The sequence below is a fragment of the Chelativorans sp. ZYF759 genome (assembly GCF_012911015.1).
In the GTDB taxonomy this organism is placed as follows: domain Bacteria; phylum Pseudomonadota; class Alphaproteobacteria; order Rhizobiales; family Rhizobiaceae; genus ZYF759.
On sequence record NZ_WVVV01000002.1, the window covers coordinates 187951 to 201000 of the forward strand.

Here is a 13050-nt window from a genome sequence, read left to right on the forward strand (position 1 = left end):
GCTCACATGGCAACCACGTATTTCACCGAAGATCACGAATGGGTCCGCGTCGAGGGCGGCGAGGCCACGGTCGGCATTACCGACTACGCCCAGGAGCAGCTTGGCGATCTTGTCTTCGTCGAACTGCCGGAGACGGGCAGGACCCTGGCGAAGGGCGACACGGCCGTCGTGGTGGAATCCGTCAAGGCCGCCTCCGACGTCTACGCCCCTGTCGATGGCGAGATCACCGCCGTCAACGACGCGCTGTCGGATGATCCCGCACTGGTCAATTCCTCGGCTACCGACAAGGGCTGGCTCTGGAAGATGAAGCTGTCCGACGAAAGCCAGCTCGAAGGGCTGATGGACGAGGCCGGTTACAAGGCCACGCTGGAATAGCCCTGAACATACCCTCCAACAGGAGATGATGATGAGTGAAGCGAATCTGACATTCGGCGACCGCCATGTGGGTCCTGGCCGCAACGACCTGAGGTCGATGCTGGCCACCCTCGGCGTCACCTCCCTGGAGACCCTCATCTCGCAGGCCGTGCCGCAATCGATCCGGCTGGAACGCCCGCTCGACCTGCCGGCCGCCGCCAGCGAGCACGCCGCACTGGCGGAGCTCTCGGACATCATGGGCCGCAACACCATGCTGAAGAGCTTCATCGGCGCCGGCTACCATGGCTGCCTGGTGCCGCCCGTCATCCAGCGCAACCTGTTCGAGAACCCCGCCTGGTACACCGCCTACACCCCGTATCAGGCCGAGATCAGCCAGGGACGGCTCGAGATGCTGTTCCACTTCCAGACGCTGGTCACCGAACTCACCGGCCTGCCCGTAGCCTCCGCCTCGCTGCTGGACGAGGCGAGCGCGGTGGCCGAGGCCGTCGGGATCGCCTATCGCCATCACCGCCAGAAGCGCCACAAGATTTCCATTGCCGGCGAGATGCTCCCGCAGACAATGGATGTCGTCGCCACGCGCGCCGAGCCGTTGGACATCGAACTGGGCAACGGCACCGTTGACGCGGAAACGGCGGCCCTGATCGTGCCCTGGCCGGACAGCCGCGGCGTCTTCGTCGACCACAAGGGTCTTATTGCCAAGGCGCGCGAACTCGACGTCCTGGTCGTCTTCGTCGCCGACCCGCTGGCGCTCGCGGTCTCGGACTCACCGGCCTCTCTGGGCGCCGATATCGCCGTCGGCTCCATGCAGCGTTTCGGCGTGCCCATGGGTTATGGCGGCCCGCATGCCGCCTATTGCGCCGTGGCCGAAAAGCTGACCCGCCTGATGCCCGGCCGCATCGTCGGCCAATCGGTCGACGCGCATGGCCGCCCTGGCTACCGCCTGGCGCTGCAGACGCGCGAACAGCACATCCGCCGCGACAAGGCGACCTCCAACATCTGCACCGCGCAGGCGCTGCTGGCCAACATGGCCGCCGCCTACGCGATCTGGCATGGACCGAAGGGCCTGCAGGCCGTCGCCGACCGCATCCACGGCCTGGCCGCGCGCTTCTCGCAAGCCATGCGTGAAGCCGGGCTGGCAACCGCCCCGGGCGGCTTCTTCGACACGATCACTGTCGCCGCCAAGGGCGGCGCGCAGGACCTTGCCGCGAAAGCTCAGGAAGGCGGCCGCCTTCTGCGCGTCCTCGACGAGGACCACGTCGCGATCACCTTCGACGAATGCTCCAACGAAGACGATCTGGCCGCGCTGGCGGCACTCTTTGGTGCAGATGTTCCGGCCAGGGCAACCCCGGCACTGCCCGGCAGCCGTCGTGGCGACGCGTTCATGACCCAGCCGGTCTTCCACGAAAATCGCTCCGAAACCGAGATGATGCGCTTCCTGCGCCGGCTCGCCGACAAGGATCTGGCGCTCGACCGAGCGATGATCCCGCTCGGCTCCTGCACGATGAAACTGAACGCGGCCGCCGAGATGATGCCGGTCTCCTGGCCTCAGGTGGCCGGCCTCCACCCCTTCGCGCCCGCCGCCCACGCCGCGGGCTACCGCCGGATGGCCGACGATCTGGAGCGTTGGCTGGCAGAGATCACCGGCTTCGATGCCGTCTCGCTGCAGCCCAATGCCGGCAGCCAGGGCGAATATGCCGGCCTGCTCGCCATCCGCCGCTACCACCGCGAGCGCGGCGAAACCGAGCGCACCGTCTGCCTGATCCCTTCTTCCGCCCACGGCACCAATCCGGCCAGCGCCTCCATGGCCGGCATGGACGTCGTCGTCGTGCGATGCACCGACGAAGGCGACATCGACATCGACGACCTCAAGGCCAAGGCCGAACAGCATGCCGAGCGGCTGGCGGCGCTGATGATCACCTATCCCTCCACCCACGGCGTCTTCGAGGAAGGCGTCAAGGACATCTGTGCCGTCGTCCATGCGCATGGCGGACAGGTCTATCTGGATGGGGCGAACCTCAACGCCATGGTCGGGCTGGCACGGCCGGGCGACCTCGGCGCCGATGTCTGCCACATGAACCTGCACAAGACCTTCTGCATCCCGCATGGCGGGGGTGGACCGGGCATCGGCCCGATCGGCGTCAGGTCGCATCTGCAGCCCTATCTGCCGGGCCATGTCGAACAAGGCACCAGCCACGCCGTGGCGGCCGCACCGCTCGGCAGCGCCTCGATCCTGCCGATCACCTGGATGTATATCCGCATGATGGGGGCAAGCGGCCTGAAACACGCCACCGAGGTCGCAATCCTCTCGGCCAACTACATCGCCGAAAAGCTCAAGGCGCACTACCCCGTGCTCTACAAGGGCCGCAACGGGCGCGTCGCGCATGAATGCATCCTCGACACGCGTGTGCTGAAGGAAAAGGCCGGCATCGGCGTCGAGGATGTCGCCAAGCGCCTCATCGACTACGGTTTTCACGCGCCCACCATGTCCTGGCCGGTGGCCGGTACGCTGATGGTGGAGCCGACCGAATCCGAACCCAAAGCCGAACTCGATCGCTTCTGCGAGGCCATGATTGCCATTGCCGAGGAGACCGAACGTGTCGCCAAAGGCGAATGGCCGAAGGACGACAATCCCCTCGTCAACGCGCCCCATACGGCCGAGGAAGCGGTTGCAGACGAGTGGACGCATGCCTATCCGCGCAGGCTCGCCGTATTGCCGGCCGGCGATGGCGCGGCGACGTCCAAATACTGGCCGCCGGTGTCGCGCATCGACAATGTCGCGGGAGACCGCAACCTTGTCTGCGCCTGCCCGCCGATCGAGGCTTTGGCCAGTTGAGGAGATCGGGCGGAGCCGTTGCGCTCCGCCCGCCGTCACATGTCGACGATCTTGCCGCCCGCGATCGTGATGCGGCGGTCCATGCGGCCCGCCAGCTCGTGATTGTGGGTGGCGATCAGAGCCGTGAGGCCGGACTGGCGCACCAGCGCCTCGAGCGCGGAAAAGACATAGGCCGCGGTCTCGGGGTCCAGGTTGCCGGTCGGCTCGTCGGCGAGCAGCAGCAACGGTGCGTTGGCGACCGCGCGCGCGATGGCGACGCGCTGTTGTTCACCACCCGACAGCTCTGACGGCCGGTGATCGGACCGGTGGCCGATCTTCATGTAGTCGAGCAGCTCCGCCGCGCGCTGACCGGCCTCGGCCGGGGAAAGCCCCCGGATGAGCTGCGGCAGCATGATGTTCTCGAGCGCGGTGAATTCCGGCAGGAGATGGTGGAACTGGTAGACGAAGCCGATGTCGTTGCGGCGGATGGCCGTGCGCGCGTCGTCACTCAGATCGCCGCAGGAGCGGCCGTTCAGGAATATCTCGCCGTCGTCCGGGCGCTCCAGCAGTCCCGCCAGATGCAGGAGTGTCGACTTGCCCGCCCCAGAGGGCGCCACCAGCGCCACCGTCTCGCCACGCCGCAGATGCACCTCGGCCGCATCGAGGATGACGAGCTCGCGCTCGCCCTGGTGATAGCGGCGGGAGATGCCCTTGAGCTCGAGCAGGCTGGTGCTGGCCATCATTCGTATCTCAATGCCTCGACGGGATCGATCTTTGCCGCCCGCCAGGCCGGAAGCAGCGTGGCGAAGAAGGACAGGACAAGCGCCATGATGACGACCGAAATCGTCTCGCCGGCATCCATGCGGGCCGGCAGCTGGCTCAGGAAATAGAGTTCCGGATCGAAGATCCGCGTGCCCGACAGCCACGAGAAGAACTGGCGGATCGATTCGACATTGAGCACCACGATGATGCCGAGGATCACGCCCGCAAGCGTGCCGGTCACCCCGATCGCCGCCCCCGTCATCAGGAAGATGCGCATGATGGCGGCGCGGGTCGCCCCCATGGTGCGCAGGATGGCGATGTCGCGCCCCTTGTCCTTCACCAGCATGATCAGCCCCGAGATGATGTTGAGTGCGGCCACCAGAACGATCAGGGTCAGGATCATGAACATGACGTTGCGCTCCACCTGCAGGGCGGAGAAGAACGTGGCGTTGCGCTGGCGCCAGTCGCTGATGATGATCTGCCGCTGGGCGGCTTCCTCGATGGCTGGCCGCATCTGGCCGACAGCGTCGGGATCGTCGACGAAGAGCTCGATCGAATGGGCGATGCCTTCGGCGTTGAAATAGAGCTGCGCCTCCTCCATCGGCATGTAGATGATGGCGGCGTCTATTTCCGACATGCCCACCTCGAAGATGGCGGCGATCGGATAGGTCTTCTGGCGGGGCGTGGTGCCGAACGGCGTCACATCGCCTTCCGGGGCGATGAGCGTGATCGGATCGCCCTGCATCAGCCCCAGCCGCTCGGCCATGCGCGAGCCCACGGCAATGCCCTCGCCGGCCGCGAAATTCACCAGCGATCCATGTTTGATGTTCTCCGAGACGCTCGGCAGGCGCGTCAGATCCTCGGCCCGGATGCCGCGCACCAGCGCGCCCGTACCGGCACTCACCCGCCCTGAGGCGAAGACCTGACCCTCGATGAGCGGAATGGCGAGCTGCACGCCCGGCACGCCCTCGAGCCGCCCCGCGACCTCTGCATAATCCTCGAACGAACGGTCGATCGGCTGCACCACCAGGTGGCCGTTGATGCCCAGGATCCTGTCCATCAGCTCGGCGCGGAACCCGTTCATCACCGCCATGACGATGATCAGCGTGGCCACGCCCAGCATGATGCCGACGAATGAGATCGAGGCGATCACCGAGATCACCGTCTCCTTGCGGCGCGAACGCAGATAGCGCCACGCCACCATGCGCTCGAAGCCCGAGAAGGGACCTGCGCCGGGCGGCTTGCGTACCGGCACGCTTTCCTCGGCGACCGCTGTGCTCATCAGGCGACTCCCAGCCTTGCGATGACCGAATCGGGCGACACCGTCTCGCGCTCGCCCGTGGCGCGATTCTTGATCTCGACTTCGCCCGCGGCGACGCCGCGTGGGCCGACGATGATCTGGTAGGGAAGCCCGATCAGGTCGGCGGTGGCGAATTTGCCCCCTGCCCTCTGGTCGGTGTCGTCGTACAGCACGTCGATGCCGGCGCGTCCCATTTCGCCGTAAAGCCGTTCGCACAGGCCGTCGCAGGCGTCGTCGCCCGCCTTCATGTTGATCAGCGCGACATCGAAGGGCGCCACCGAGCGCGGCCAGATGATGCCGTTCTCATCATGGCTCGCCTCGATGATCCCGGCCACCAGCCGCGACGGGCCGATACCGTAGGATCCCATCGACACGGCATGTTCCTTGCCGTCGGGTCCCAGCACCTTGGCGCCCATCGGTTCGGAGTATTTCTGCCCGAAATGGAAGATGTGGCCTACCTCGATGCCGCGCGCCGCCAGCCGGTCGCTCTCGCCGACCTTCTCCCACTCGCCCTCGTCATGCATGTCGTCGGTGGCCGCATAGGGAGTCGTCCACTGCGCCACGATCCCCGAAATCGCCGCGTCGTCGGAAAAATCGGTCTCCTCGCCCGGCACCGGCAGTTCCAGGTAGTGCCGGTCGCAGAACACAGCGCTTTCGCCGGTCTCGGCCAGGATGATGAACTCGTGGCTGAGGTCGCCACCGATCGGCCCGGTCTCGGCGCGCATCGGAATGGCCTTCAGACCCATGCGCTCGAAGGTGCGCAGATAGGCGACGAACATGCGATTGTAAGCCGCCTTGGCGCCCTCGAAATCGAGGTCGAAGGAATAGGCGTCCTTCATCAGGAACTCTCTGCTGCGCATCACACCGAAACGCGGACGCACCTCGTCCCGGAACTTCCACTGGATGTGATAGAGGTTCAGCGGCAGGTCCTTGTAGGACTTCACATGCGCGCGGAAGATGTCGGTGACCATTTCCTCGTTGGTCGGCCCGTAGAGCATGTCGCGCTCGTGCCGATCCTGGAGGCGAAGCATTTCTTTGCCATAGGCCTCGTAGCGCCCGCTCTCCATCCAAAGGTCCGCCGACTGAATGGTCGGCATCAGTATTTCATGCGCGCCCGACCTGTTCTGCTCTTCGCGGATGATCGCACAGACCTTGTCGAGTACTCGCTTGCCGAGCGGCAGCCAGGAGAAGGAGCCCGCCGCCTGCTGCTTGAGCATGCCTGCCCTGAGCATCAGCCGGTGCGAGACGATTTCCGCCTCGCGGGGGTTTTCCTTGAGGATGGGAAGAAAGAAGCGCGACAGCCGCATGGGAAATCCGTGAACAAAGAGGACGGCGCTGGAATCGCTGCCGTGCAGGCGTTCTGCATGGGCTTCTTAGCCATTTCAAGGCTTGTTGGAAACCCGACCTCGCAGCGGTCGCGTGCATCCCGCGCGCGGGATCCTGCCAAAGAATTGTGCATTGCAGCACAATCCATTGGCAATCACGAGAAATTTCCTAGTGACAAACGCAACGATCATGTTCTACTGTCCGCTCATAAAACGAGAAGACGGTGAAACAATCCGTCTTCCTCACGCGGTCAAAGTCTTGGGAGGATGCGATCTAGGCGCGACTACCCGCAGCCGCCGGTTTACCGGAAATGATCGGACGCGTTTAATTGCAAGGCCTCGCGCCTTGCATTTTTTTTGGCCCATCGTCCAATCTTTAGTCCCACTATAATTGAAGAGGCCCGCCCCTTGTCGGGGCGGGCAACGAAACGATCCGGACTGGAGACAAAACGGACCGATCTTCTTCTTCTTGCCTGGAGGCAGCTACTCCAGGAAGGACGTGGGATCGACCGGTGTCGAATCCTTGCGGACTTCAAAATGCAGCCGTGGCGTGTCGGCCGCGCCGCTGGTTCCCGAAAGCGCGATTTCCTGGCCGCGGCGCACAGTGTCGCCGCGCGAGACATTGAGCCGGCTGTTGTGGCCGTAGACGGTGACGAGCCCGTCATCGTGACGGATCAGCACGGTATTGCCGAACTCGCGCAGGCCGTCACCGGCATAGATAACGACGCCGTTCTCCGCGGCCCGCACGGCCGTGCCCTCGGGAACCGAGATGTCGATGCCGTCATTGGTCTTGCCCCCGATCGAATCACCGAAGCCGGCGATCACCCTGCCGCGCACGGGCCAGCGGAGCCCGGAGGGACCCGATGCCGCGGGCGCCGTTTCCTGGGGACTGATCGTGCCCGTGGTGAGCGGCTCGGCGGATTGTGCCGAAGGCGTGGTGGTCGCGGCCTGCTGCTGCCCGCCTGCCGCGGGCGCGGAAGCCACTGGAGCAGGCGTCGACGGTGCCGGCGTGGCCTGCGCCGTCTGCTGCGGTACCTGGCCACCCGCTGGAATGCGGAGCTCCTGTCCGATGCGGATGAGGCCGTTGTCGAGATTATTGGCCTGCTTCAGCGCATCCACGCTGACGCCGGTGCGCCGTGAAATACCACTCAGCGTATCGCCGGAGACGACCTTGTAGGTTCCGCCCGCCGCGGGCGCGCCTGTAGTCGCGCCGTCGCCTGGCTGGCTTGAAGCCTGCCCCTGGCGCTCCTGCAGTCCCGGCTGCTGCGGAAGCACGGCCTGCTGGTTCGGCTCCGGTAGCTGCGGGCTCGACGGCTGGGGCGCATTGGCGTTGCGCGGCTGGCCGCCGGGCTGCGAAAAGGTCGGAATGACGATGTTCTGGCCGGCGGCGAACTGCTGGCCGCCCGACAGGCCGTTGGCTTGGCGCAGGGCGTCTTCGGGCACGTTGTAGCGGCTCGCCAAGGCGGCCACCGTGTCGCCCTGGCGAACGGTCACCCGGCTGCCGCCCTGTGCCGACCAGCCGCCGGGGTGGGGCTGCGTCGCCTGCGGCGCGGGAGATGAGGGAAGCGGCTGCGCCTGCTGGACCTGCTGCGTCGAGCCCGTCACCGACGGATCGAGCGCGCTGCGGGACACCGGCGCGAGAGCCGGACCGGCCGAGATCGTCCCGGAAGGCGCTGACTGGACGGGCTGCGGATAGTGCTGCTGCTGGGGCGCGGCCACTGCCATTCCCGCCTGGCTGCCGACATTGGCTGCCGGCGTTGGCGTGAGGCCAGCGCGACCGAGAATGCCGCCGCCGCGCCGCGGCTGCTGGGCCACCGTGCCGGTATAGGTCTGATCGACATCGCCGGGGAACGGCTGGTGCGCGGGAGCCGTCTGAGCTGGCGCCCGGGAGGAGCCGGTCATGATGGAATCCTGGAACCGCGTGATGTCGGAACTGCACCCGGCGGCGAGCCCGCCGAGGATGATGAGTGCCGCTCCTTGCGTCAAACGGCGCCGATGATTGCCTGCCACACCCGAACGCATCGCTACCTACCCAAGTTACTCGTTACCTTGGGTTGATTAGAGCGCGTTAATCTTACTGCACGGTTAAGGATGCCGACCGAATTGCGGCAAATGGCAAGCAAATGCTTGAACGGACTTCATATTGATGCGGCCATGCCTTCGGCCAGCGGCTGCAGGCGGACACGACCCAGCTCTTCGCGCTCGAACCGGCTCCCGACCTTGGAGAGTTTCGCAAGCGCCTGCTCGCCTTCCGCCGGCCCGATGGGGGCCACCGCGATCCCGCCCGTCGATAGCTGGTCGACCAGATGCCGTGGGTGCTCGGCATAGGCTGCCCAAACGACGATGCGGTCGAACGGCCCCTCGGCGGCCAGCCCCTGGCGCCCGTCCGCCTGCCGCAGGAGCACATTGGACAGTTCCAGCACCTCGAGTCGCTGGCTGGCCAGTTCTATCAGCGTGCGGTAGCGGTCGAGCGTGATGACGCGGGCGACCAGGCGGCTCATCACGGCGGCGGTGTATCCCGACCCCGTTCCGATCTCGAGAACCTTCTGCCCAGGTTGGAGATCGAGTGAGGCCAAGACGCGCGCCTGCAGGTCTACACCCTCGATCGCCTCGCCGCACTCGATCGGCAGCATGCCCTGCGACCAGCTGTCGGCATGCCACTGCGTCGGCACGAAGCTCCGCCGCGGCGTGGTTTCGAAAGCGGTCATCAGATCGCGGCTGTCGATGCCCAGCCCGCGCATGCGCAGCAGAAAGGCGGCAAATCCCTCGCGATCCGATCCCGTCATGAAAGTGCCTTGGCCAGAGGGTCCAGCATCTCGTTCGCCGTGAGGTCGAGATGGAGCGGGGTCACCGCCACGAAACCGTCGCGCAGCGCGGCCATGTCGGTGCCGTCCAGCACCTCCTGGGCCTCGCGCCCGAAACGCAACCAGTAATAGGGAAAGCCGCGCCCGTCCTTGCGCTCGTCGATCCAGAACCCGTGCAGCCGCTTGCCCTGTGTCGCGACCCGCGCGCCTTTGACCTCGCCGGGTGCGATGGCGGGGAAATTGACATTCAGGAACACGCCCTTCGGCAGATCCAGCCCGACCAGCTTGGCGATCAGTTCCTTGCCGACCGTTTCCGCCGTGTCCCAGCGCAGCTGCCGCCCTTCCTCGGTGACCGTATAGGCCTGGCTGAGCGCGATCGAGCGCACGCCCAGCAGCGTGCCTTCCATGGCGCCCGCGATGGTGCCGGAATAGGTCACGTCGTCGGCGATGTTGGAGCCGGAATTCACCCCCGACAGGATCAGGTCCGGCGGCTCCGGCAGAAGCCGTCGCACACCCATGATGACACAGTCGGTCGGTGTGCCGCGCAGCGCGTAGTGGCGGTCGTCGAGCTTGCGCATGCGCAAGGGCTCGGACAGCGAAAGCGAATGGGCAAAGCCCGACTGATCGGTCTCCGGCGCCACGACCCAGACGTCGTCGGAGATGGTTCTGGCGATGCGTTCCAGCACCTCCAGCCCCTCGGCGTGGATGCCGTCATCATTGGTCAGGAGAATGCGCATCAGGCGGCCCCGATCGTTTCCAGCCCGCCCATATAGGGGCGCAAGGCTTGCGGAATGGTGACCGAACCGTCCTGGTTCTGGTAGTTCTCGATCACCGCAATCAGCGCCCGCCCGACGGCCACGCCCGAACCGTTGAGCGTGTGGACGAATTCGACGCCCTTGCCTTCCGTCGGCCGGTAGCGCGCATTCATGCGCCGGGCCTGGAAATCGCCGCAGACCGAGCAGGACGAGATCTCGCGATAGGCGCGCTGTCCCGGCAGCCACACCTCGATGTCGTAAGTCTTGCGCGCGCCGAAGCCCATGTCGCCGGTGCACAGCACCACCGTGCGGAACGGCAGCTCGAGCCGCTTCAGCACTTCCTCCGCGCAGGCCGTCATGCGCTCATGCTCGTCGATCGAGCTTGCCGCATCAGTAATCGAAACCAGCTCGACCTTGTAGAACTGGTGCTGGCGCAGCATGCCGCGCGTATCGCGCCCGGCCGAGCCTGCCTCCGAGCGGAAGCACGGCGTGAGCGCCGTATAGCGGCGCGGCAGCGTGTCGTGCGCGACGATTTCCTCGCGCACGAGGTTGGTTAGAGAGACCTCGGCGGTGGGGATGAGCCAGAACCCCTCCCTGGTCTGGAACAGATCTTCCTCGAATTTCGGCAACTGCCCCGTGCCGAACATGGCATCGTCGCGCACCAGCAGCGGCGGCTGCACTTCCGTGTAGCCGTGCTCGGTCGTGTGCAGGTCGAGCATGAACTGGCCGAGCGCGCGTTCCAGCCGCGCGATCTGTCCCGACAGCACAGTGAAGCGCGAGCCCGACAGCTTCGCCGCGCGCTCGAAATCCATCTGGCCGAGCGCCTCGCCGATTTCGTAATGCTCCTTGGCCCAGTTCCATTCGTTGCGGCGCCCGACCCGGCGCACCTCGACATTGTCGCTCTCGTCTCGGCCGACCGGTACGTCATCAAGCGGCAGATTGGGCAGCACGGCGAGAGTCGCTTCGAGTTCCTTGTCGAGTTCGCGCTCACGCGCCTCGCCGGCCTGGATGAACGACTTGATGTCGGCGATCTCGGCCTTCAGCGTTTCCGCCTTGACGCTCTCGCCCGCGCGCATCGCATTGCCGATCTCCTTGGAGGCGGCGTTGCGGCGTTCCTGCTTTTCCTGCAGCTCGGTCAGATGGGCGCGCCGGGCATCGTCGCGGGCGATCACCTTGTCGACTTCCACGGACGCGGCCGAAGCTTCCCAGCCGCGCTTTTCGAGCGCCTTGGCGAGAGCCTGCGGGTTTTCGCGAATCCATTTGATGTCGAGCATGTTCGAACGTCCCTGTTGCGAGCCGCAAGGGCGTAAACCGCAATCGGAACGGACGCAAGATCGAAGCGCGCGCTACTCCGCGGCCGCGCTCGCTTCGCCTTCCTCGGCCTCCGCCTTCTCGCGCGCCAGCCGGCGCTCCTCGCGCTGACGTTCCACCATGCGCGCCGTCCAGATGGATATTTCGTAGAGAAGGATCGTCGGGACCGCGAGCCCGATCTGGCTGACCGGATCGGGCGGGGTCAGCACGGCCGCCACGATGAAGGCGCCCACGATCGCGTATTTGCGCTTGTCCTTGAGGCCCTCGGAGGTCAGCAGTTCGGCGCGCGCCGCCAGCGTCGTCACGACAGGCAGCTGGAAGACCAGCCCGAAGGCGAAGATCAGCGTCATGATGAGGCTGAGATATTCCGAAACGCGCGGCAGGAGCGAGATCTGGATCGCATCGTCCGGTCCCACCTGCTGCATCGACAGGAAGAACCACATCACCATCGGCATGAAGAAGAAATAGACCAGCGCCGCACCGATCGAGAACAGCACCGGGGTCGCGATGAGAAACGGAATGAAGGCCTGGCGCTCGTTGCGATAGAGGCCGGGCGCCATGAACTTGTAGATCTGCGTGGCGATCAGCGGAAAGGCGATCAGGAGCCCGCCGAACATGCCGAGCTTGATCTGCGTGAAGAAGAACTCCTGGGGCGCCGTATAGATCAGGTCGACCTTGTTGGAATCGAGACCGGCCCAGTCCGAGGCCCACAGAAACGGCTGGACCAGCAGGTTGAACAGGTCGCGTGCCATGAAGAAGCAGAGCAGAAAGGCGATGAAAAACCCGCCGATCGACCACATCAGGCGACGCCTGAGTTCGATCAGGTGTTCCATCAGCGGCGCCGACGACTTGTCGATATCCTCGTCTTCTTCGGGGCGGCTCAATTCTTCTTCCCGGCTTTGCTGGCGCTACCTTCGGGCTTGGTGGTCTTGGCCCGGGCGGATGGCGCGTTCGGTTTGGATGTCGCCGCTGCGGCCTTGCCCGAAGTGCCCGCGGTCTTGGAGGGCGTGGCGGCTTTGGCCGACGCGGAAGCAGCCTTTGGTCTGGCGGTCGCCGCGGGCTTGGCAGCGGCAACGGGCTTTCCAGGCGCAGCAGCCGCGGTGGCGGGCGCCGTGGTCCTGGCTTTCGCCGCCTTCGCAGCCGCCTCTGCGCGTTTGGCGCCGACGGCTTCGGGCAGCGGACGCGAGGCCGCCTTGCCCCCCGCGACGGCGGCGGTGCTGGCCGGCGCCTGCGTCGCTGCATCGCCTGCCACGGCGTCGCTCGTGCCGGGCTTGGTCGGGGACATCGCGGAATCGAGCCCCGCCTTGACGTCCTTCGCCGCCCGTTCCATCGGCGACATCGCCTTCTTCAGTTCGCTCGCCGGATTGAACTTGCGCGCCTCGCTGGCAAGGTTCTTCACCTCGTCCAGATCGGCTTCCTTGATGGCGTCGTCGAACTGCTTGCGGAATTCACCCGCCATCGAGCGGATCTTCGACGTCGTACGCCCGAAGGCGCGCATCATTTTGGGCAAGTCCTTGGGGCCCACGACCACGATCAGGACGATCGCGATCACGAGCATCTCCGGCCATCCGAGATCAAGCATGACTCGTCACGCGAAAGGGCAAGG

11 protein-coding genes are annotated in these 13050 nt (G+C 65.7%); 2 read left to right on the top strand and 9 right to left on the bottom strand.

What is annotated here, in order from left to right; translation table 11 throughout:
- Positions 1-6 precede the first annotated feature (6 nt).
- Positions 7-375 (top strand): glycine cleavage system protein GcvH, encoded by a 369-nt coding sequence (gene gcvH / locus GRZ55_RS04800; RefSeq protein WP_169285762.1) that lies wholly within the window; start codon positions 7-9, stop codon positions 373-375.
- A gap of 28 nt (positions 376-403) precedes the next feature.
- Positions 404-3208, top strand: coding sequence for an aminomethyl-transferring glycine dehydrogenase (gcvP, locus tag GRZ55_RS04805; protein ID WP_169285763.1), 2805 nt, complete (start codon positions 404-406; stop codon positions 3206-3208).
- A 35-nt stretch (positions 3209-3243) separates the two neighbouring features.
- Here gcvP and GRZ55_RS04810 read toward each other — a convergent pair whose 3' ends face one another.
- The 9 genes from GRZ55_RS04810 to tatB all read right to left on the bottom strand — a co-directional run bounded on the left by GRZ55_RS04810 (position 3244) and on the right by tatB (position 13026).
- A complete protein-coding gene (locus GRZ55_RS04810; RefSeq protein ID WP_169286014.1) occupies positions 3244-3927 on the bottom strand; it encodes an ABC transporter ATP-binding protein in 684 nt (227 codons plus the stop codon).
- Positions 3927-5231 (bottom strand): lipoprotein-releasing ABC transporter permease subunit, encoded by a 1305-nt coding sequence (locus tag GRZ55_RS04815; protein WP_169285764.1) that lies wholly within the window; start codon positions 5229-5231, stop codon positions 3927-3929. Before GRZ55_RS04815 ends, GRZ55_RS04810 begins: the two co-directional genes overlap by 1 nt.
- The gene (gene proS / locus GRZ55_RS04820; protein WP_169285765.1) at positions 5231-6556 is read right to left on the bottom strand and encodes a proline--tRNA ligase; all 1326 of its coding nucleotides are present in this window, start codon (positions 6554-6556) and stop codon (positions 5231-5233) included. The genes GRZ55_RS04815 and proS overlap by 1 nt, the downstream gene beginning before the upstream one ends.
- Before the next feature lie 501 nt (positions 6557-7057).
- Positions 7058-8476 carry a peptidoglycan DD-metalloendopeptidase family protein gene (locus tag GRZ55_RS04825; RefSeq protein WP_169285766.1) on the bottom strand — a complete coding sequence of 473 codons (1419 nt, stop codon included), beginning with the start codon at positions 8474-8476 and terminating at the stop codon, positions 7058-7060.
- Between the two features lie 236 nt (positions 8477-8712).
- Positions 8713-9360 carry a protein-L-isoaspartate(D-aspartate) O-methyltransferase gene (locus GRZ55_RS04830; RefSeq protein ID WP_169285767.1) on the bottom strand — a complete coding sequence of 216 codons (648 nt, stop codon included), beginning with the start codon at positions 9358-9360 and terminating at the stop codon, positions 8713-8715.
- Positions 9357-10115, bottom strand: coding sequence for a 5'/3'-nucleotidase SurE (gene surE, locus GRZ55_RS04835; RefSeq protein WP_169285768.1), 759 nt, complete (start codon positions 10113-10115; stop codon positions 9357-9359). The genes GRZ55_RS04830 and surE overlap by 4 nt, the downstream gene beginning before the upstream one ends.
- Positions 10115-11407, bottom strand: a complete 1293-nt coding sequence (gene serS / locus GRZ55_RS04840; protein WP_169285769.1) for a serine--tRNA ligase — start codon at positions 11405-11407, stop codon at positions 10115-10117. Before serS ends, surE begins: the two co-directional genes overlap by 1 nt.
- Before the next feature lie 72 nt (positions 11408-11479).
- Positions 11480-12277: a twin-arginine translocase subunit TatC gene (gene tatC / locus GRZ55_RS04845; RefSeq protein WP_169286015.1), complete on the bottom strand. Its 798-nt coding sequence runs from the start codon at positions 12275-12277 to the stop codon at positions 11480-11482.
- 47 nt (positions 12278-12324) lie between these two features.
- Complete coding sequence (tatB, locus tag GRZ55_RS04850) at positions 12325-13026, bottom strand: Sec-independent protein translocase protein TatB (protein ID WP_169285770.1); 702 nt, start codon at positions 13024-13026, stop codon at positions 12325-12327.
- Positions 13027-13050 lie beyond the last annotated feature (24 nt).